Genomic DNA, 20,625 nt, shown 5'->3' with positions numbered 1-20,625 from the left:
AGTTATAAATAGAAATATACACTATAATTTCAATTGCAAAGATATAAAATGCATTTTAAGCAATCCTATTCCTCATGATCAATCGTTTGATCAATTTGTTGCAAGAAATTTTCAGGCAATGACTTTTTGGTTTTAGCTCCCATTTTTTTTAGTTTTTCTACAGAAGAAATTAGGTTACCTCGGCCGTCAACTAGTTTATTCATCGCGAGTTGGTAGTCGCTTTTGGTATCTTCCATCTTTTTACCTATGCGATTTAGATCTTGGAGTAATCCTTCAAATTTATCGTATAACAATCCGGCTTGTCGGGCAATTTCGTAAGCGTTTTCCTGTTGTTTTTGATGTTTCCACATGCTGTCTATGGTTCGTAATGTTGCGAGCAGCGTTGATGGGGTTACGATGACGATATTTTTGTCGAAGGCCATGGTGTACAAATGCGGTTCAAAATTCAAAGCTTGGGAAAAAGCCGTTTCAATCGGAATAAACATTAAAACAAAGTCGGGACTTTCCAAATGATACAGATCGGAATAGTTCTTGGCGCTTAATTGTTCGATGTGTTTTTTGATCGAGAGTATATGCTCATTCAAATAACGTTTTTGTTCCAAATCATTATCTTCATTGATGTAACGTTCATAAGCAGTTAACGAAACTTTAGAGTCGATAATCATTTTTTTATTGTCTGGTAGATGAATAATCACGTCGGGATACAACAAGTTGCCATCGCTGTTATAATGACTCTTCTGAACCTCGTATTCTCGGCCTTTTTCTAAACCTGATTTTTCCAATACACGCTCCAAGATCATCTCACCCCAATTGCCTTGCATTTTACTGTCTCCTTTTAAGGCTTTAGTCAAATTGAGCGTTTCTTGACTCATCTGTATGTGGAGTTGTTGTAAGCCGACAATTTGTTGGCGAAGACTTGCGTGATGATCGATACTCTCTTTGTGGGTAGTTTCTACTTTTTTCTCGAAATTCTGTATGCGCTCTTGTAGCGGATTTAAAATATTCTGTAGGTTTTCCTTGTTTTGGTTGGTGAATTTCTGGCTTTTTTCCTCCAATATTTTGGTCGCTAGATGTTCAAATTCCAATGTAAATTGCTGGCGCAATTGCTCGGTTTCGATTTTGTGATTTTCCAATCGTTCCAAGGCATTTAGATATTCAGTATCGCGAATGGATACTCGGGCAATCAGTTCTTGGTTGTCGTGGACCAATAATTGTTTTTGCTCTTCTAATACAGCTTTTTCTTGTGCAGATTCTTGTTTTTGAGTCTGTAACTGCTGCGTGGATTGTTCGTATTGTTGAATCAGAAAAAGGTTTTTTTCCTCCTGACGAATTTCACGGTTTTTGGATTGTTGAAGTGTGATATAACGACTGATGATAAAGGCGATTATCGGTAAAACAAGTAGCAATATGTAGAGAAAAGCAGTTGAATTCATACGATATATTTAAGAAGTAGTTTGTGGCGGATACTTGCAAAAGTACTAATAATTCCATTGATAAATATGGCTTTCAAATTCAATCGCCCTATAAAAAACCGTATATTTGAAAACTAAATTTTAAAGAAATAGTGCATGAGTACCGCTCCTCTTCTAGGTCGTGAAGAGTTGGAAAAGACCCACCGTCATTTCTTGCTTTACAAACCTCATGGATACCTGAGTCAATTTATCTACGAAAAAAAACGATCGAAGAAAAAGCTCGGAGAATTGTTTGATTTTCCGGAGGGCACTATGGCTATCGGGCGATTAGATGAAGATTCTGAGGGCTTGCTGATGTTGACAACAAATGGTGTTGTTAGTGAGCAGGTGCGTAGTGCGCATTTCGAAAAAGAATATTTTGTTCAGGTCGATGGATTGATTACACCGGAGGCTATTTTGCAATTGCAAAGCGGTGTTGAAATAGGATTTAAAGGCATACGATATCAAACCAAACCCTGTGTGGCTTTTTCCATACCTGTTTTGCCAAATTGGATAGGAGTAGGTCGACGGGTTCGTGATGAAAGACATGGACCAACGAGCTGGGTCGGGCTGGTGTTGACAGAAGGCAAATTTAGACAAGTGCGAAAAATGACTGCTGCAGTAGGATATCCTACTTTGCGATTGGTTCGAGTGCGCATAGGAGAAACTTCACTAGAAGGTCTTCAAGTTGGAGAAGTAAAAGAAATAGAATTGCTGTAATTATGATGACTAATACGACTGCCAGAGAGAATTATCAATTCCAAAAAATCATTGCTGTTGTTGGAGTAGCACTATTTATCATTAAAGTAGGGGCTTGGTATTTGACCAATTCGGTGGCTATCTTGACCGATGCTTTGGAGAGTGTGATTAATGTTATCAGCGGCTTTGTTGGTTTGTATAGTCTATATCTTTCTGCCTTGCCTCGTGATGAAAACCATCCCTATGGGCACGGTAAGGTCGAATTTCTGTCGGCTTCGATAGAAGGAGCTCTAATTATGTTAGCGGGTTTTATAATCATATATGAGGCGATTCGCAATTTAAAATCACCCGAACCTATTTCTCAATTGGATTATGGTATTTTGTTGGTAGCTATCACAGCGGTTGTCAACTATGTTTTAGGGTGGTATGCAGTTAAGAAGGGTAAGCTCAATAAGTCCTTGGCATTAGTTGCTAGTGGACGACATTTACAATCGGACACTTATTCTACAATTGGTATTATTATCGGTTTAGTATTGATGTATTTTACCAATTATTTGTGGCTGGATAGTGTAGTTGCTTTTGTTTTTGCTCTAATTATTATCGTGACTGGTTATAAGATTGTTCGTGGAGCCATTTCGGGTATTATGGATGAAACTGACGAAGAATTATTAACTTCTGTCGTAGAGAATCTGGAGGAAATACGCCGCGAGAATTGGATTGATCTACACAATATGCGAATCATTAAATACGGTAGTGTATTGCATTTTGATTGTCACATGACGATCCCTTGGTATTTTAATATCGTTGAAGGACATCACGAAGTGGAAATACTACAAAAGGAGGTCTGTAAATCTTTTGGCAATGAAGTGGAATTGTTTGTGCACATGGATGATTGCAAACCTTTTTCATGTAAGATATGTACTAAAAAAGATTGTGCGGTACGTCAGCATCCTTTTGAAAAACAAATCGTGTGGACTAGGGAAAATATTTCTTCAAACAAACGACATACAAGTGATACCGATCTTAAAGCGGATCTAAAATAAAACGTTTTTGTTCTTTGTTAAAGCGAATGGATGGATCGTCAAACAAACGGTCCAATACATCGCTCTCGATAATAGCATCAGTAGCTCCGTGTAGTAAACCTTGCGGGCGCATCAGTAGTAATTCGTCACTCATTTGTAGGGCTAGGTCCATATCATGTGTGGAAAATAAAATGCATTTATTATGAGTTTGACACAGTCTTTTTAAGAGTTTAAACAACATGATTTTGTTGTATAAATCGAGATGTGTGGAGGGCTCGTCTAAAATAATTATCGGGGTATCTTGGGCGATGGCACGGGCTATCAGTACTTTTTGAAGCTGACCGTCGCTGATTTGAGTAATCGTTTTATGTTGAATTTGTAGTGTCTCTGTAGCCGTTAATGCCATTTGAATCATGGCTAGATCGGTATCTTTTAAATTGCCAATCCAATCGGTATAGGGGATTCTTCCCAGGGCAACCAATTCATACACCGTTAATTGATTTTTTGGTATCTTCTCGGTCAATACCACGCTGATTAGTGTGGCTAAATCGGCTTGAGTGTAGTTGTTTAATGCCTTATTGTCGATATAAATATCTCCATCAAGCAACGGCTGCACGCCAGATAAGGTTCTGAGTAGGGTCGATTTTCCAATGCCGTTTAATCCCAATAGCGAAATTAATTTATTGGGATACAATTGAAAATCAATCGCTGAAGCTATGATTTGTTTCTGTGATTTTGAAGTATAACCGACTGTTAGATTTTTTGCTTCTAGTATGGGTAGCATATCAACGTTGATAGAGGATTCTCTGCAAATATAAACACAAAATATTTAATGTTTATATTTCTATATGCCTATGTGTCCATTCGTCCATACGCGAATTCGCCCTAACACGTAGAAACGGATCAGCCTTTACTTTTAAGCATATTTGCCTATTCGCACATGCGCCTATCAGCGTATCAGCATCAAAAAGCCTATATGCCTATTCGCACATACGCGAATTCGCTTTATCACGTAAAAACAGAAAAGCCTTTCAATCTATCTTTTTTTAAGCCTATATGTCTATGTGCACATACGCGAATTCGCCCTAACACGTAGAAACGGATCAGCCTTTACTTCTAAGCATATTTGCCTATTCATATATCCCCTATCAGCGTATTAGCATCAAAAAACCTATATGCCTATTCGTCCATACGCGAATTCGCTTTATCACGTAAAAACAGAAAAGCCTTTCAATCTATCTTTTTCTAAGCCTATATGCCTATATGCCTATGTGCACATACGCCTATCAGCCTATCAGCGTATGGGCGTATGAACGTATCAGCCTCAATAAAGTTTACATTTTCTTCATCACCCAGTAAAACCCAGCAGTGGCAATTAAGATCAAGCCACCTGTAGCGATCCAAAGCGTATCAAAACCGTACTTTTCGGCTATCGTGGTTCCGAATAAAGGGGAGAAAACGTGGGCGGCGGAGAATGCTAGTGCGTTCATAGCCATATAAGATCCGCGGTTGGCAGAAGTAGAGCGGTTGACTCCTACAGTAGATGAAAAAGGTAATACCATGATCTCGGATACACACAACAAGAACATCGCAAAATACAATATAGGTAATCCTCCTGGTAATAATAATGCTAAGAAGGAGAATCCGCAAATAGAAGTTCCAATTAGGATGTTTTGACGTAGAGAGAATTTCTTTTCTGCAACGTGTACGATAATCATCTCAAAACCAAAAACGATAATTCCACTAAAAGCGATCAAAAAACCGATATTGGTTTCATTGAGTAGGTGACCGACCTTATAAAATAAGGGTAGGGAGCTAAATAATTGATAGAAGCACGTAGCGTATATCGTTAGAAAGATGGTAAAAAGTACGTATTTCTTATCGAAATAAGCAGACTTTACTTTGGTTAAAGCCGAGGTTTGTTCTTTTTGTTGTAAGGCTAAATCATTCCCTTTTCGACCTCTAAAAAAGAAAAAGAACACGACTCCTGCACAGAATACCATCACGGCATTGGTGTAAAATAAGATATTATAGGAATAAGCAGCAAGGAAACCTCCCATTGCTGGCCCTATTGAAAAACCAAGATTTAAAGCCATTCTGTTAAGAGAAAAGGCACGAGTTAAATTTTCTGGTTTAGCGTAGTAAGAAACCGATGCACTATTGGCTGGTCTAAAAACTTCGGTAATAAAACTTAGTCCGATTACTGCTAAGCACAAAGATTCAAAATCGCGAAAATAAGGCAATAAAATAAAAACAGGTACAGAAAGGAAAAGACTGATGTTTTGAGTGGCATAATGCCCTAATTTATCTGTCATCCACCCTCCGACAAGTGAACCCAATATGGCACCAATACCAAAACAACTTAAAGCAAGTCCAACTTGTCTCAGGTCAAAACCCAATTCGGTACTCATGTAGACTCCTAAGAAAGGAATGACCATTGCGCCACTTCGGTTGATCAACATCACTAAGGCTAAGATCCAAGTAGATTGAGATAAGCCTCTATAAGAGTCCAAATACGATTGCCAAATACGATTCATAAGCGCGATTTTTTAAGGGTTTGTGCCTTGTTTTTTGAGCCTGCAAAATTACTTTAATAAATGCGGATAATGAGCTGCTTTTGTTTAATGTTTTCTTAAAGTCGTATTAAAATTATAAAGCACTGTTTATAAGCTAAAGTTTTAAACGATTCATCTCGATTTCAATTAAAAAGTTCGAACTAAAATTGGCGTTTTGATGATAATAGCTACGATAATCTGATTATCTTTGCTTACTGAATCATTCTATAAAAAATATAAATGAAACCAAACACACAACAATTAATTGATTTAACTACACAAGTTAGAAGAGATATTCTTCGAATGGTACATGCCGTGAATTCCGGACACCCTGGAGGATCTTTGGGCTGTGCAGAGTTTTTTGTAGCTCTTTACCAAGAGGTTATGGAACGCAAAGAAACCTTTGAAATGAATGGAAAAGATGAGGATATCTTCTTTCTATCCAACGGACATATTTCGCCGGTTTTTTATAGTGTTTTGGCTCGCAGTGGCTATTTTCCAGTAAGTGAATTAGCTTCTTTTAGAAAAATCAATACCCGTTTACAGGGGCATCCTACCACTCACGACCACCTACCGGGCATTCGTATGGCATCCGGTTCTTTGGGACAGGGCTTATCGGTGGCATTAGGTGCTGCGCAAGCAAAAAAACTAAACCAAGATGCACATCTAGTATATGTGCTTTTAGGTGATGGAGAATTGCAAGAAGGGCAAAATTGGGAGGCTTTGATGTATGCTGCTGCTAAAAAAGTAGACAACATTATTGCAACAGTAGATTTGAATGGAAAACAGATTGATGGTTCTACCGATGAGGTTTTAAATATGGGATCTATCCGTGCTAAATTTGAAGCATTTGGATGGGATGTTTTGGAAATCGAGAAGGGAAATGATATGGAACAAGTCCTTGAAGGGATGAAACAAGCTAAACTGCGTACCGGTAAAGGTAAACCCGTAGGGATTTTGTTACATACTGAAATGGGGAATGGCGTGGATTTTATGATGAATACACATGCATGGCATGGTAAAGCACCAAATGATGCACAACTGGAACAAGCTTTGGTTCAGAATCCAGAAACCTTAGGAGATTATTAATCCCATTTAAAATCGAAACAAACAAATGAAAAAATATACCAATACAGGAAGTAAAGATACCCGTTCAGGTTTTGGAGCTGGTCTGACAGAACTGGGACAAAAAAATGAAAATGTAGTAGCGCTTTGTGCGGATTTGATCGGTTCGCTTAAAATGGATGATTTCAAAAAGAATCACCCAGAACGTTTCTTTCAAATCGGAATTGCCGAAGCTAATATGATCGGAATTGCTGCGGGATTGACTATAGGTGGAAAAATTCCATTTACGGGAACTTTCGCTAACTTTTCGACGGGTCGTGTTTACGATCAAATAAGACAGTCGGTTGCATATTCTGAAAAAAACGTAAAAATTTGTGCTTCTCACGCGGGCTTGACTTTAGGAGAAGATGGAGCTACTCACCAAATTTTAGAGGATATCGGATTGATGAAAATGTTACCGGGAATGACGGTAATCAATACTTGTGACTACAATCAAACCAAAGCGGCTACCTTGGCTATTGCTGAGTATGAAGGGCCGGTTTATTTGAGATTTGGACGTCCAGTAGTACCTAACTTCACGGCAGAAGATCAAAAATTTGAAATTGGAAAAGCGGTACTGTTGACCGAAGGAACCGATGTTACTATAGTAGCTACTGGACACTTGGTTTGGGAGGCTTTAGAAGCGGCTAATATTTTAGAACAAAAGGGAATCTCTGCGGAAGTCATTAACATCCATACGATCAAACCTTTGGACGAGGAGGCGATTTTAAATTCGGTTCGTAAGACCGGTTGTATTGTCACTGCTGAAGAGCATAACTTCTTAGGAGGTCTAGGAGAAAGTGTTGCTCGTGTATTGAGTTTAAATTATCCTGCAGCTCAGGAATTTGTAGCGGTAAGTGATACTTTTGGAGAATCGGGTACCCCAGAGCAATTGATGGATAAATACGGTTTGAATTCCAGTGTTATCGTTGAAAAAGCTGAAAAAGTAATCAAGAGAAAATAATTTATTTATTTTGATAAATATAAAAAAGCGCGACTTTGAGTAAAGTCGCGCTTTTTTTTTGATGTTTAAAGCCTAGTTGCTACTTGCTAAATCACCTATTGATGTAGACCCAACCGGTTCTGGTTTTGTTGTTTGAAATCAATACGTAATAATACGTGCCATCTGGTAGGGATTTACCTCCTTGACTTTGACCGTGCCATTGATCGGTATAGTCGCCTTGGAAGTGGTAAACTTCGGTACCATAACGGTTGTAAATACGGATACTGGTTACTGCGTGTTGAGAAAGATTAAAGCGATCGTTATACCCGTCACCATTAGGTGAAATTCCTTTTGGAATCGGACAATCTTTAAAACGTATAGTAAAACTGCTTTGATCGCTACACAGACCGTCTTCAGTAATCGCATATACATAAACGGTTTGAGCAGTTGTAATAATCGATCCTGAGAAAAGTTCATTGCCTTGACCGTTCTGTTCGGTAAAATACCTATTATGAGCAGGGAGTTCTTGTAGTTCATAGTATTCACATTCCAATTCTTCGTCTTTAAATACTTTTGCTTTTATAGTTGCTGTAATGAGTATTTTGTAAGTGATCTCCTCATAACAGCCGGATCCATTATCTTGAAATAGATACACCGTATGTGATCCGGGTTGATCGATAAGATCTCCTGAATTATATTGTTCTCCTTGTGCACCAGCCTCACTATAGTATTTTTGGTTGTTTTCCAAGGCGGGCAGGATATAACGATCGCATATCACAACATCTGCACGCGGTTCGGGTAGCGGGCCAGCAGTGGATTTAAAATGCCACTCAAAAACTTCCAAACAATCGGTTCTTAAGTCCTTAACCAATATATAGCGGTATAGGTCAATACCTTTGATCTCCAAATACGAGTTTTGGGGATCTATCGGGTTTATTTCGGCTGTAGCATCTTGATGGCTGTTGTAGTAGGAGAACTGGTAGTTCTCTGCGGAAGTATTGGCTAACATAGCTGGCTCAACCTGAGTAAAATCAATTACTACAGGGTTTAATGAAGTTCGACAGATAGTTACGGGTTCTGGTGGTAGCACCACTGAAGAGATTGGTGGATAAATTTCAACGGTTACAGATCCTGTTGTTTCGCAATCCAATTCAGGATAGCGTACTACAATTTTGTAGGTTCCGCTCTCAAACACCTCGAGGTAATTATCCGTAGCTTGGGGGATTAAATCACCATCTTTGAACCATTCTATGGTGTTACCGCTATAATTTGCTAAGGCGGCTGTTAAGATTTGCGACTGTCCGTTACAAACCGCATTGTTGGTTGCGATCAATAAATCGTCACCCAAATCAATGTTCCCCAAATGAAAGCTACCCTCTTTTATAAATACGGCTGAATTGTGCAATACATCCTGATAGTCTGCTATAGCTAGTTTAATATGATATTTTTTACCGGGCTTGACTGCGGAAGTGGCAGTAAGCGGTATCGTCAACCCTTTGTAATTGATTGGGTTGTCTTGATGTGAAAACCCCTTAATGCCGTAAAAGGAATCAAAATAGGTTTCATTAACGCTAGAACAATGTCCTTGAGTACGGTATTTTTCATCGCGGATGGTTGTAGGTGAAATCGGAATTTGGGTTCCGGGGACTACTGCTAAATTGGTAACTTCTTTGGTTTCTAGATCCGTTAGGAAAAAGGCAAAGACATCAGAAAATTCGCATTGATGGTCGCCGTATTCATCTGAGGCAAATATAAAATCAAATTTGATGGTATCGGTTATTGGGATAAAATCAAATTCGATAACACTAGCATTATGTGTAGGGCCTGGTTGACCATTAATGGTGAGCAGGCGCTCCAGGTCTTGATCGCCTTTCCAGTTTTCATTACCGTCACTGTGTGGTTCATTGCTAGGTCCCATACTGGTTTCTACGCCATTGGTTGCGAGTATTATGCCGCTGCCGAATCCAAATGAAGATGAATTGGATTCAAAGTAGCCGATACCATTGGGGTTGTTGTACGAAGACCCGGTTTTATATCTAATATTGGAAACTAATTGACAATCGGACTGGATTAATTTGTCTTGTACAAGTTGCTCTATGCTATAAATTTCCCCCGCAGGACTAACCGTTATAAAGGAAGGGGTGTTTAAGCACAGTGAAAAATAAACATCAGCATCCGCTGCGCTTGTAGTAAGGCGAATATAATATTTCTGACCAACGATTAAAGGTTTCAATAACTGATATCTTTTATCGGAATTTATCTCAAAACAACTCCAGGCATTTTGTGAAATGTGACTGCAGTCTTGGTTGTAAATGGCAGCATGTAATTTTTGAAAGGGCGAATGAGAGGGGCTGTTGAAATCGGATAAACTCAATAGGTGCTCTGTTGCTAAAGCGGTGAATTCAAACCACAGCTCAGGCCTATTTTGATTGGCAACACAGTTCGGTGCTACTGTCGATGAAGGGGAAGCGCCTAAAAAAGTAGTCCATATCTTAACGTCGCATGCTTTCGTTGTGTTTACTGGGATATTTAAAGCCTTGTCGCAATTACTGTGTAAATCAGCGGTTGTACCAACTGTTGCTGCTGTTGACCAATCACTGTAAGTGTTGTTGTTTGAGCAGAGGGCTCGTATATAGACCTTATAGGTGGTTGCGCTGTCGAGACCACTAATGATTGTTTGAGGATTGGTGTTTACCGATAGGGTTTGTATAGCTACGCCATTTTCATTGTCCTGGCTATTCACTACCTTCACTTCCCATTGATGAATTGCTGCATTTTGTTGCCAACTGATGGCTACCGTAGAGGCTGTTGCGCTGTTCTGGGTTATATAATAAGGTTCTGGGCAGTTCGTGACTTTTTTTAGAATAACATCGTCGAATCGAACTACCGAATTACCCGGATTGTTGACGTGCCATGCCAAGTGGATGCTATCAGTTGTTCCGTCGAAAAAAACTACTTCTTCGCGCCATTTTGTATTGTTATAATTTTTAGGAGCAACAAGTGTATCCGTGAATTGTTCCACAGCGGTTCCCTGTTTAGAAGCAAGTACTTCAAATCGACTTTGACTAGCGGTGTAATGGTATTTTAAAACATAAGCACTTTGTTCCAGTATTATTTTTGGGGAAATCAACCATTGGCTGTTTGCTGTGCTATCATCGGGGTGTTGGATGTTTAATCGAATAGATTGGTCTCCTTCATAAACGAATTTCGAATCCATCGACCATCTAGCGTTGCTTTGCGTTTCTGGGGTGTTGGCATTTTTAAGTGTCCAGCAACGCAATTGTTTAGAGTCGCTATTGAAATTTTCCCAAAAAGGAGTGTCCAATATACCGCAGCGCGTTGTTATCGATTGGGGGCCTGTCCAAATACTATATAAGCCATTTTCACAAATGGTTCGCACATAAATGTCGTAGTCGGTATTGGGCAGGAGTTGGTGGCCCAGTTGATCGGTGTTTATCGTGTTTTGAATTTGGTTGGTAACCGTTCCATTTGAAGTAGGAGGGCTTTGTCCTTTGGGCTGAATAAAATATTCCCAACTGCTCGCATTGGACACGTCGGTCCAAGAAAGGCTCAGTTGCTGAGCTGTGATATTGTCAGCAGTCAAGTGTAGCGGTTCTGGGCATCCGATGACTTCTTCAATATAAATATTGTCTATAAATACGGTTTTGGATCCGGTACCTTTTATGTGCCACGCTAAGTGAATATCGCCGGCTAAATCATTTATAAATACAATTTTTTGTTGATAGGTATCATTTGTATAGGTTTCACTTGCTACGATTTGCTTGTTGAAATTTATCGGAGCTGTTCCTGTGTTGGATGCGAGAACCTCAAATTCATTTTTGTCGGTATAGAGACTGGTGGTATAGTGGTATTTTAGTCTATATGTTTTATGCGACTCAAATCGGATGGTTGGGCTTATCAGCCAATCATCACTTTCAATGCTGTTAGTATAGTCTGTTGTATTAAAGTACGCGGATAAAACGCCCTCAAAAGGATGGTGATTTTTTATTGACCAAGTTTGACTGGCTGTCAAGGCTGTGCTATTGCCGCTTTTATCGATTACCGTCCAGCAATACACCGCTTGAGAATGCGGTTCAAATCCTTCCCAAATTGGAGTGACGAAGTTGCTGCATAGGGTTCTAAATGCAATTGGTCCCATCCAGATGCTATAGTCGGAAGTACTGCATGTGCTACGCACATAAAATTCATATTCTGTATTGGGTTTTAAATCTGTTCCAAAGCGATCTTTTGTGATGATATTACTTCTTTTATCGGTTTGTGAACCTGCTGTCAGCGGAATGGAACCGTCGGACTCCTGAACAATATATTCCCAATTACTACCGAATCGATCATCCCATTGTATGGTGGCACTGGTAGTGGATACCGTTTCGCTTTGGAGGTTTGTGGGTTCTGGGCATCCGGTAACTTCTTCTAGAATAATGTTGTCGAGATCCAAACCGGAATAGCTGTTTGCCGTGGTGATATGCCAAGCGATGTGAATGGTACCTGTTAACTGTCCTAGTATGAGTGTTTCTTGTGTCCAATTTGAAACACTATGCATTTTCCTAGATGTTAGTTTTTGTGTAAAACTAGAAGGATTTGTTCCGTTATTGGATACCCATACTTCAAAGTCCGTACTGTATGGGTTTCTGGTTTTATAATGATATTTTAAGCGATAGAATTTGTGGCTCTCCATTCGGAATGGCGGAGATATCAGCCATTCTTCCCGCTCATCGGAGTTGTTGATACCGTAATAAGACATCATCTGATTGCCTTCAAATGCGCTATACGGATTGATTTTCCAATGTGCTAGGTGAGGGGAGTGGTCTGAATCCTTTGGCTTGCTAATAATGGTCCAGCAGCTGTTGGTATTGGAATCGGTATTAAAGCCTTCCCAAAAGGGAATGGCAGCGTTGTCACAGGGTGTTTTAAAGCGTAACGGACCGATCCAATAACTGTATTGCCCGGGCCCGCAACTCGACCTGAGAAAGAATTCATATTCCGTATCCGCTTGTAAATTGACGCCCTGGTTACCGCTGGTTTTGGTCAGTGTTAAAGTCTGGTTGTTGGCTAATAAACCGCTGCCGATAGGAGCGATTCCCGAGCCCTTTTCTTGTAAATAATACTCCCAACTGCTGTTTTTGGTATCGTTCCAATTTAAAATGACTTGGTCTGTTTCCAAATTGGTAAGGGTTATATTCTCATCGGGAGGAAGACAGGGAACCTCTTCTATGGTCACTTGATCTATAAATAGATATGCCGTACCTGTGGCAACGACATGCCAAGCGATGTTGATGTCGGCCGTGATGTTTTGGATATAGAGTACTTTTTTAATATAATCGGCATTACTCCTGGATTGCACGGGTTCTAACACCGTGCTAAAATCAGCAGGATCTGTGCCGTTTGTAGATAGCAGGACCTCAAATTCATTTCTAAAGGCATTATAACTATCTGTTTTATAATAGTAGGTAATGGCATAGATACCTCCATTTAAGCTAAATGTTGGGGATATCAACCAATCGTCGTGAACGGTAGTTCGGCCAGTTCCAAAAAAATACATGCAGCGATCCCCTTCGTATGATCCGATATGGTGTTGTTTCCATCCATTATTGCCCGAGGGAACTTGATCCCTATTGTTGTCGAGTAGTTTCCAGCAGTTGTAAGTAGGGGAACTGCTGTTAAAACCCTCGGTGTAGGGAGTGCTTATGGGTGAGCAAGCTGTCCAAAAGGTAAAGGGGCCAATCCAGGCTCCTAAACTCCCATTTTGACAGCTGGCTCTGACGTAATAGTGATAGGCAGTGGCGGGTTCTAAATTTGAATTGTTGTGGTCTGAATTGATCACCACCTCTTGGGTAGGTGTTGTTGTACCCGAAGTTAACGGGCCATTTCCGTTTGCTTTTTCGACAAAGTATTCCCAAGAATCGTTGATAGGGTCGTTCCAATACAGGGTAGCTTGATTGGATTTAAGGCTTGTAACTGTGAGGTCTTGAGGTTCATAACAGGCGACCTCTTCAAAATATACATTGTCAATATAGATGGTTGCGGGTTCCTCGGTATGAACGCGCCAAGCGAGGTGAACGGGGCCTGCTAAATCGCTGATAAAAGCAACCTCCTCGATCCACGAATTGTTGTTGTAAATGCTTTTAGGAACGATTATATGAGTGAAATTTACAGGATTATTACCTCGATTGGAGGCTAGTACTTCCAATTCGTTTTTTTGCCAAGAATTGGCCCTATAATGGTAACGGAGTTTATAGGTTTTAGTAGAGTCTAACTGAAAGATTGGCGAAATTAGCCATCCATCATTGGTTTGTGCACCCGTAAAGCTCATGCTTTGATTTCCTTCGTGTACCGTATAAAGATGAGGTTTCCAGATGTTGTTACCCGACGGTGGTTGGTTGATGTTTTTACCATCTATAATCTGCCAGCAAGAAAGTGTTGGAGAACTGCTGTTAAAACCTTCCCAGAATGGTAGAGGATGGACGTTGCAGTCGTTGGTAAGGGGATTTGATAAGGTAAAATTAAAATTAGGTAGTAAGTAAAGTTTGGGATTATATGCTTTAGACACCCAAAAGCTGGGGACGACCTGGTTTCTCGTGTTGGCTGAGACTGTTGGACTGTTTAATAAAACTGAAAATACCACGCCTAACAAACAAGAGAAGAGTATGTTTTTCTTCATAATATTATGTTATTTGATTATTTAACTATTTAATGTTTTAAATATATTGTTTTTACCAACTTTTTTTTGGCAAAAACTGTTAAATATATCAATTAACTATTGGTTGGTTAATTTAAAAAAAATGATGTTAAATTTTTTTTAAATTGAAAATCAGCCTATTAATAATTAAGGTATTTCGAGGCGTATTTGTGTGGATTATGCGATAAAAAAAAGTGCTATTAACAAAAAAGTATAGCAAATTAGAAGTATAAGCGATTGATACCGATTGTTTAAAGCTTTTTTTTGAAGATGAGAAGGGTAAGTTTTACGTTTTTGTTTTTCTTGTATATAAAAAAAGGCCAATCCATTTTTTAATTGGGATTGGCCTTTTTGAAGTATGCTTATAATGCTAGTGACATGTATTGTCTAAGTGTTTTTTTACGGACCCACCTGGGCAACTTGGAATAGCGCTAAATTCGTATAATTTCTTTACAGTAACGCCATTTTCTATTACTTCGTAAGTAATTTCATCACGGGTTAGGTGTCCGTCTGCATCGTCATCGACGTCCATAAAGTTCGGAACTCCGTCGCCATCGGTATCGTCGTCAAAATAGTCGCCATTGCCGTTGAGGTCTTCATGTATAGATGGGATGCCGTCTCTGTCGTGATCCCTACTTTGTTTACTTACTAATGTAATATCAAAAATAGCACAGGAGTAAGCTTCTCCTATATTAGTACCACTAAAATAAGCTAAGCCCGATGGTATAAAAGCAATTATTCTACCAGCATTTTCGTAGGTAAATGTTCCGTCGGGGTTTTGGATTATATTAGTAGCGGTTTTCATTAAGGTAGTAGCTTGACGGAAACCCGATATAAAAGTAGGAGCTACCGCCGGCATTAGTCCCTGTGGAACTGCGGGGAAAGTACTCCAGATACCGCTGTGATTGACATCAAACACCTTGTTTTTTAATGTATAACCTTTGTAAGAAGTATAAGTAGAATCTATAGTAATTGGCGACTCTCCACCTCCTTCATTAAGTACTAAATAATATAAGGTGTATTCGACGTCATCTATTAATTTAGCATACTTAAATGTGGTGTTGTTTACTAAAATAGGACTCCAGTTTTCATTTTTTATTTTGACAGACTTCAGTTCAAATTGTTTTTGATCCCAAATGGAAACTTGAGTATTTTTATCAGTAATAGAATCCAAAGTAATATCATCGCCCACTACCTTGATGTAGTTGTTCTTCAGATATTCTTCGATCTTAACTTTATCTTCGCTATAAACTTCTGCACGATCTCTAATCGGTACAATTGCAACGTCGTCATCACTTTTTTTGCAGTTTGCAGCGGATACAGCTAAGGCTATAATTGCAAAAAGCTTGAAAAATCTATTCATTTGAAATAATTTAGTGCCGCAAGATACAATTTTCCTTTATTTTTGTAAGGTTAATAAATGAATTTTATTTGAGAAGATGAGAATTGATAAATTTTTATGGAGTGTTCGCTATTACAAAACCAGAAGCATTGCAACAGAGGCTTGTAAGAAAGGACATATAACGGTTAATGGACAGGCAGCGAAGGCTTCGAGGGAGGTTTTTCCCGGTGATCAAATAACTTTGAGAAAAGACCAAATCGTTTATAAAATGAGTGTTTTAGATATCCCATTAAATCGATTAGGTGCTAAATTGGTGGATATGTATCGCAAAGATACCACACCTGCCGAAGCTTTTGAGCATCTGGAGCTGTTGAAATTATCTAAGGAGCACTACCGAGCACATGGCACAGGTAGGCCGACTAAAAAAGATCGTAGGGATATAGATGGATATGTAACATCAGATAATGAAGAGGATGAAACCGTTGAATGAGGAATTTTGGGCTGCGCAGTATCAGGCGAATAACACGTATTGGAATGCCGGTGCGATAACAACGCCATTACGGGAGTATTTTGATCAGTTAGAGGATAAAAGTATTAAAATACTTATACCAGGGGTTGGACACGGTCATGAACTGCTGTATCTTTATCGCAACGGATTTACCAATGTTACTGCGGTAGATATTACCCGTGAAGCCTTACAGAAAATCCGTGAAGTGGAACCGGATTTTCCTAGTGATTCACTGGTTCATGCGGATTTTTTTGAGCATAGTGAGACCTATGATTTGATAGTGGAACAGACTTTTTTTTGTTCCCTACAGCCTGAATTAAGAGCTGCATATGTCACTAAAATCAATCAGTTGCTAAAGCCTAAAGGGAAATTAATGGGGCTTTTGTTTGATTTTTGCTTTACAGAAGCAGGGCCTCCTTTCGGGGGTTCTTATTTAGAATATCAAGAATTGTTTTCAAAAGCACTATCGATTCGGACTATGGAAAAGGCATACAATTCAATCAAACCAAGACAAGGACGAGAATTATTTATTATAATAGAAAAAAATGACTAAAAATATTATTTTAACCAAGGAGGAAATACAACATAAATCAAAGCGAATCGCTTACCAGATTTATGAAACTTTTGTAGAGGAAGACGAAATTGTATTAGCGGGTATTGCTAATAACGGTTTTATTTTTGCGCAGAAAATTGCCGAACAACTGGCTGAGATCGCTGATTTTAAAGTGGTGTTGTGCGAAGTGAAAATTGACAAGCAAAATCCCCTAGTACCGATAAGTACTTCAATTCCAGCATCGCAATATCAAAATAAAAGTGTGGTCTTAATCGATGATGTACTCAATTCGGGTACCACTTTGATTTATGGGGTAAAACACTTCTTGGAAGTGCCGTTAAAAAAGTTTAAAACCGCTGTTTTAGTCGATAGAAATCACAAAAAATATCCAGTTAAGGCCGATTTTAAAGGACTGTCGTTGTCGACGTCCTTGTTAGAGCATATACAGGTTGTTTTTGAGGACGGAGCGGAGTATGCGTATTTATGCTAATAATGCGGTGATTTCCTCAGTTACGGTTTCTAGATCTTTTTGGTCTACTGAGATAATATGTTGCGCTTGATAATAAAAATAACTGCGTTCGAAGAGCTGTTTGGCAATAAAGGATTCCAACGGCTCTTCGGCATTTTGTAGAAGCACAGGACGATTTTCGCTGTTGTCTTTTAATCGACTTACTAAAGTATCTATAGATGCCTTTAAATAGACGGAAACAACGTCTTCTTGAGACAGTAGAAGATGGTTGTTGGCATAACAAGGAGTTCCACCACCAAGACTCAATACAAAGGATTCGGGGGATTGAAGTAGTTCTTTAAAAATCTGATGTTCTTTTTTTCTGAAAAAAATCTCTCCACGTTCTAAAAACAATTTAGAAATCGAGGATTGGCATTCGGCTTCGATTATTTGATCCAAATCATAAACGGGCAGCGATATGGCTTTTCCGAGTGTTTTGGCGGTTGCAGACTTTCCGGAACCCATATAGCCTAAAAGAATAATTTTTTTCATAAAAATAAATAGTTGTTAGATAAGACGTTAGGAAAAAAGACTTGTGAAAAAGCAAATTTAAGATAAATATCCCTTGGATTTTAAAATAATCATTCTATATTTGCACCCGCATTCAGGGAATGAATTTGCAGACTCGATAGCTCAGTTGGTAGAGCACAACACTTTTAATGTTGGGGTCCTGGGTTCGAGCCCCAGTCGGGTCACTAAGACCGATTATTCATTCCTTGTTTACGACTCGATAGCTCAGTTGGTAGAGCACAACACTTTTAATGTTGGGGTCCTGGGTTCGAGCCCCAGTCGGGTCACAAAGCCAATAAAGAATGCGTTTCTTTATTTCGGCCACGTGGAGAAATTGGTAGACTCGCCATCTTGAGGGGGTGGTGTCGCAAGACGTGTCAGTTCGAATCTGATCGTGGTCACTTTTAAATTTAAAAGTGCTTTGAAATCAGAAATATTGCGGGTTAGCCCAATATTTTTCGGATCAATTGAAATGTTAAGAATACAAAATAATGACTCGATAGCTCAGTTGGTAGAGCACAACACTTTTAATGTTGGGGTCCTGGGTTCGAGCCCCAGTCGGGTCACAAACGCAGATTCAGTGCTGTGTTTTTTTTTAATCCTCGGATTACTAAAAATAAAAAAAGCTGAAAATTTAATGGATAATGACTCGATAGCTCAGTTGGTAGAGCACAACACTTTTAATGTTGGGGTCCTGGGTTCGAGCCCCAGTCGGGTCACAAAAAAAAGCAACTTCAAAAGAGTTGCTTTTTTTTTTGTTTCGCTGTATTGAACAAAAGGCTAAGGATGGGGTTAATCCTAAAAATAGTGTTTGTGCAAAAAATAGTAGCTAATCTATACTATAAAAATTTTTATATTCGTTTAATCATACCTGAAAAATTAATGTTGTAGTTGAAGATTGTAATATATTCGACTTCTATAATAGGTTTTTTGTTGCGTATGTAGCGCAATAAATGTATTTTTGCACTATACATGCAATAATAAGGTTTGTGCATGTATAGTGCAATGAAAATACTTAGTTATATAAAATTATGAAATACCCAATACTAATGGCTGATATTGTCGACAGCAGGAAGGCAGATCAGATTTTACTGATTAACGAGTTTAAAAGGGCAGTGCATTATATCAATAATAGATGGGAAATGTCGATTATGTCTCCATTAACTATAACCTTAGGTGATGAATTTCAAGGTGTAATAAAGGATATGGAGTCCTGCTACAAATTGGTGTTCGATATGGAGGAGTTTATCATAGAGCACTCTTTAAGTATTAAATTAAGATATGTGATGAACTATGGCATCATCGAGACTCCAATTAATAGAGATATTGCCTATGAAATGTTAGGTGATGGACTAACTCAAGCACGAGAGCAACTCAATAAATTGAAATCAAGTTCTAATAGATTTATGATTCTTTCCGATAAAAATGAAATGAATTCTGCTGTAATAAGCGATTTGTTTTTGTTGTATGGAAGTTACATCGATTCTTGGAAGCTGAACGAATATCGAATGGTATCTGAATTCTTAAAAAATAAAGACTACAAGGTGGTAGCTAATAATTTAGGGATGAATAAATCGAGTACTTGGAGACGATATAAAAGTCTACATATAGAAGAATACAATACAACTAAAGATCTTATTTTAACGTTAAACAGAATCTTATGATATGTAAATATGTGGTATTTATGTTAATCTTTTTAATAGGTGAGATATTGATTAATATAACCTGGTTCAAGTATCTAAAAGAGAAGTTTACTGAAGAGAATCTAAAGGAGAAGATTTCTGATACGGAAACAAAAGATTATAGTAAAACTCTATTAAGGCTGAACATTTCGACTTTCAAGGGGGTTATGGAAAGACTTATTATTGCAATATGTCTAGCAATCGGGGTAGCTCCTATCCTTATTGTATTTGGAGCGCTGAAAATCGGAACAAGATTAAAGTCTCCAGATGATAAGATTCAGAACGACTATTTTTTGATAGGTAATCTAAGTTCCATATTTATATCGGTGATGTATGTGTATATTTTTCAAAAAACAATGCACCTTTTCTGAAAACACTCTAAAAAACCTTTAAAATAAAAATTGTAAATTGTAGATATTGATGTCAAGCATAATCTAGTGTTTTTTAAATGCTCATAATTGAAAGTGATCCGTACAATAGCAGCGGAATCGAAAGACGTTATGTATAAAAGGGTCAATCCTAAAAGTAGTGTTTGTGCAAAAAATAGTGGCTACTCTATGCTAGAAAAATTAGTTGCCTCTCAAACTCTAAATTGAGTTATAATAAGTGTAATATTTTCAAAAAAAAGTACTAAAGAACTATTTTGGAAAAACCAATGAAGTTCTTTAGCACTAATCTGTATATTTAAAAAATACACTTATACTTTTTTCGGAGGAAGATCAAACGCAATCGCTTCATGCTCAAAATGACCGTTGTGAGCCCCGTCGCAAAAGGGTTTGTTTTTAGAAAGTCCACATCGACAAATTGAAAGTACAGTTCTGCCCTGTAATCCATAAGTATCTCCATTTCTATCTACGATTTCAAAATCGCCTTCGATTTTTACCGAACCGTTGTTGTTTATGGTAAGTTTTGTTTTTGACATGTTGTTTGAGTTTACTTTGTTTGCGACAAAAATAGAATAATAATGTCAGTACCACTCCATCGCTTTTCAATTTAGAAACGTTCCTTTTAACGATATCAAAAAGACAATCGATTGATCAATTAATCGAAG

At 38.4% G+C, this 20,625-nt stretch carries 15 protein-coding genes and 5 tRNA genes; 13 read left to right on the top strand and 7 right to left on the bottom strand.

Annotated features, from left to right (window positions below; genetic code table 11):
• Positions 1–65: 65 nt before the first annotated feature.
• Positions 66–1,433, bottom strand: a complete 1,368-nt coding sequence (rmuC, locus tag L1275_RS07640; protein WP_253471453.1) for a DNA recombination protein RmuC — start codon at positions 1,431–1,433, stop codon at positions 66–68.
• A 135-nt stretch (positions 1,434–1,568) separates the two neighbouring features.
• Between rmuC and L1275_RS07635 the strand changes: the two genes are divergently transcribed.
• Together L1275_RS07635 and L1275_RS07630 are read left to right on the top strand one after the other, a co-directional pair.
• Complete coding sequence (locus tag L1275_RS07635) at positions 1,569–2,171, top strand: pseudouridine synthase (RefSeq protein WP_253471451.1); 603 nt, start codon at positions 1,569–1,571, stop codon at positions 2,169–2,171.
• A gap of 5 nt (positions 2,172–2,176) precedes the next feature.
• Positions 2,177–3,193: a cation diffusion facilitator family transporter gene (locus tag L1275_RS07630; RefSeq protein ID WP_371923457.1), complete on the top strand. Its 1,017-nt coding sequence runs from the start codon at positions 2,177–2,179 to the stop codon at positions 3,191–3,193.
• Here the strand turns inward: L1275_RS07630 and L1275_RS07625 are convergent.
• Together L1275_RS07625 and L1275_RS07620 are read right to left on the bottom strand one after the other, a co-directional pair.
• On the bottom strand, positions 3,174–3,956 hold the full coding sequence (locus L1275_RS07625; RefSeq protein ID WP_253471447.1) for an ABC transporter ATP-binding protein: 783 nt from the start codon (positions 3,954–3,956) through the stop codon (positions 3,174–3,176). The two genes, L1275_RS07630 and L1275_RS07625, sit on opposite strands and share 20 nt — an antisense overlap.
• Positions 3,957–4,506: 550 nt before the next feature.
• On the bottom strand, positions 4,507–5,709 hold the full coding sequence (locus L1275_RS07620) for an MFS transporter (protein WP_253471445.1): 1,203 nt from the start codon (positions 5,707–5,709) through the stop codon (positions 4,507–4,509).
• Positions 5,710–5,967: 258 nt separating this feature from the next.
• Here L1275_RS07620 and L1275_RS07615 point away from each other — a divergent pair, with 258 nt between their 5' ends.
• Positions 5,968–6,816 (top strand): transketolase, encoded by an 849-nt coding sequence (locus L1275_RS07615; protein ID WP_253471443.1) that lies wholly within the window; start codon positions 5,968–5,970, stop codon positions 6,814–6,816.
• 25 nt (positions 6,817–6,841) lie between these two features.
• Positions 6,842–7,795, top strand: coding sequence for a transketolase family protein (locus tag L1275_RS07610; RefSeq protein WP_253471441.1), 954 nt, complete (start codon positions 6,842–6,844; stop codon positions 7,793–7,795).
• A 91-nt stretch (positions 7,796–7,886) separates the two neighbouring features.
• Here the strand turns inward: L1275_RS07610 and L1275_RS07605 are convergent, their stop codons facing one another.
• Together L1275_RS07605 and L1275_RS07600 are read right to left on the bottom strand one after the other, a co-directional pair.
• Entirely contained in the window at positions 7,887–14,453 is a 6,567-nt protein-coding gene (locus L1275_RS07605) for a choice-of-anchor J domain-containing protein (protein ID WP_253471440.1), read from the bottom strand.
• A gap of 388 nt (positions 14,454–14,841) precedes the next feature.
• Complete coding sequence (locus tag L1275_RS07600) at positions 14,842–15,834, bottom strand: FKBP-type peptidyl-prolyl cis-trans isomerase (protein ID WP_253471439.1); 993 nt, start codon at positions 15,832–15,834, stop codon at positions 14,842–14,844.
• A gap of 76 nt (positions 15,835–15,910) precedes the next feature.
• Between L1275_RS07600 and L1275_RS07595 the strand changes: the two genes are divergently transcribed.
• The 3 genes from L1275_RS07595 to L1275_RS07585 are packed head-to-tail and all read left to right on the top strand — an operon-like array spanning position 15,911 to position 17,364.
• Positions 15,911–16,303, top strand: a complete 393-nt coding sequence (locus L1275_RS07595) for an RNA-binding S4 domain-containing protein (RefSeq protein WP_253471438.1) — start codon at positions 15,911–15,913, stop codon at positions 16,301–16,303.
• The gene (locus tag L1275_RS07590) at positions 16,278–16,874 is read left to right on the top strand and encodes a methyltransferase domain-containing protein (RefSeq protein WP_371923455.1); all 597 of its coding nucleotides are present in this window, start codon (positions 16,278–16,280) and stop codon (positions 16,872–16,874) included. The genes L1275_RS07595 and L1275_RS07590 overlap by 26 nt, the downstream gene beginning before the upstream one ends.
• The gene (locus L1275_RS07585; RefSeq protein ID WP_253471437.1) at positions 16,867–17,364 is read left to right on the top strand and encodes a phosphoribosyltransferase family protein; all 498 of its coding nucleotides are present in this window, start codon (positions 16,867–16,869) and stop codon (positions 17,362–17,364) included. Before L1275_RS07590 ends, L1275_RS07585 begins: the two co-directional genes overlap by 8 nt.
• Here the strand turns inward: L1275_RS07585 and L1275_RS07580 are convergent.
• Positions 17,356–17,874 (bottom strand): shikimate kinase, encoded by a 519-nt coding sequence (locus L1275_RS07580; RefSeq protein WP_253471436.1) that lies wholly within the window; start codon positions 17,872–17,874, stop codon positions 17,356–17,358. The two genes, L1275_RS07585 and L1275_RS07580, sit on opposite strands and share 9 nt — an antisense overlap.
• Before the next feature lie 130 nt (positions 17,875–18,004).
• Here L1275_RS07580 and L1275_RS07575 point away from each other — a divergent pair.
• The 6 genes from L1275_RS07575 to L1275_RS07550 all read left to right on the top strand — a co-directional run bounded on the left by L1275_RS07575 (position 18,005) and on the right by L1275_RS07550 (position 19,556).
• Positions 18,005–18,077, top strand: a tRNA-Lys gene (locus L1275_RS07575).
• Positions 18,078–18,106: 29 nt separating this feature from the next.
• Positions 18,107–18,179 (top strand) — tRNA-Lys (locus L1275_RS07570).
• A gap of 32 nt (positions 18,180–18,211) precedes the next feature.
• Positions 18,212–18,293, top strand: a tRNA-Leu gene (locus tag L1275_RS07565).
• Between the two features lie 92 nt (positions 18,294–18,385).
• A tRNA-Lys gene (locus tag L1275_RS07560) sits at positions 18,386–18,458 on the top strand.
• Between the two features lie 80 nt (positions 18,459–18,538).
• Positions 18,539–18,611, top strand: a tRNA-Lys gene (locus tag L1275_RS07555).
• A 312-nt stretch (positions 18,612–18,923) separates the two neighbouring features.
• Complete coding sequence (locus tag L1275_RS07550; protein WP_253471435.1) at positions 18,924–19,556, top strand: SatD family protein; 633 nt, start codon at positions 18,924–18,926, stop codon at positions 19,554–19,556.
• A gap of 715 nt (positions 19,557–20,271) precedes the next feature.
• On the opposite strand, the gene L1275_RS07545 is transcribed toward L1275_RS07550, so the two are convergent.
• Positions 20,272–20,496 carry a CDGSH iron-sulfur domain-containing protein gene (locus L1275_RS07545; protein ID WP_108157071.1) on the bottom strand — a complete coding sequence of 75 codons (225 nt, stop codon included), beginning with the start codon at positions 20,494–20,496 and terminating at the stop codon, positions 20,272–20,274.
• Between the last annotated feature and the right edge of the window lie 129 nt (positions 20,497–20,625).

Origin of the sequence: Flavobacterium sp. HSC-61S13 (assembly GCF_024171535.1) — a bacterium.
In the GTDB taxonomy this organism is placed as follows: Bacteria; Bacteroidota; Bacteroidia; order Flavobacteriales; family Flavobacteriaceae; genus Flavobacterium.
Note: the sequence above shows the minus strand (reverse complement) of the source record. Positions and strands in the feature narration are given on the sequence as shown.

Excerpts from the sequence above, each read along its gene's own strand:
- L1275_RS07600 (WP_253471439.1), bottom strand. The coding sequence starts at position 15,834 with ATGAATAGATTTTTCAAGCTTTTTGCAATTATAGCCTTAGCTGTATCC.
- L1275_RS07630 (WP_371923457.1), top strand. The coding sequence starts at position 2,177 with ATGACTAATACGACTGCCAGAGAGAATTATCAATTCCAAAAAATCATT.
- L1275_RS07580 (WP_253471436.1), bottom strand. The coding sequence starts at position 17,874 with ATGAAAAAAATTATTCTTTTAGGCTATATGGGTTCCGGAAAGTCTGCA.
- L1275_RS07595 (WP_253471438.1), top strand. The coding sequence starts at position 15,911 with ATGAGAATTGATAAATTTTTATGGAGTGTTCGCTATTACAAAACCAGA.
- L1275_RS07545 (WP_108157071.1), bottom strand. The coding sequence starts at position 20,496 with ATGTCAAAAACAAAACTTACCATAAACAACAACGGTTCGGTAAAAATC.
- L1275_RS07625 (WP_253471447.1), bottom strand. The coding sequence starts at position 3,956 with ATGCTACCCATACTAGAAGCAAAAAATCTAACAGTCGGTTATACTTCA.
- L1275_RS07615 (WP_253471443.1), top strand. The coding sequence starts at position 5,968 with ATGAAACCAAACACACAACAATTAATTGATTTAACTACACAAGTTAGA.
- L1275_RS07610 (WP_253471441.1), top strand. The coding sequence starts at position 6,842 with ATGAAAAAATATACCAATACAGGAAGTAAAGATACCCGTTCAGGTTTT.
- L1275_RS07620 (WP_253471445.1), bottom strand. The coding sequence starts at position 5,709 with ATGAATCGTATTTGGCAATCGTATTTGGACTCTTATAGAGGCTTATCT.
- L1275_RS07590 (WP_371923455.1), top strand. The coding sequence starts at position 16,278 with ATGAAGAGGATGAAACCGTTGAATGAGGAATTTTGGGCTGCGCAGTAT.
- rmuC (WP_253471453.1), bottom strand. The coding sequence starts at position 1,433 with ATGAATTCAACTGCTTTTCTCTACATATTGCTACTTGTTTTACCGATA.
- L1275_RS07605 (WP_253471440.1), bottom strand. The coding sequence starts at position 14,453 with ATGAAGAAAAACATACTCTTCTCTTGTTTGTTAGGCGTGGTATTTTCA.
- L1275_RS07550 (WP_253471435.1), top strand. The coding sequence starts at position 18,924 with ATGAAATACCCAATACTAATGGCTGATATTGTCGACAGCAGGAAGGCA.
- L1275_RS07635 (WP_253471451.1), top strand. The coding sequence starts at position 1,569 with ATGAGTACCGCTCCTCTTCTAGGTCGTGAAGAGTTGGAAAAGACCCAC.
- L1275_RS07585 (WP_253471437.1), top strand. The coding sequence starts at position 16,867 with ATGACTAAAAATATTATTTTAACCAAGGAGGAAATACAACATAAATCA.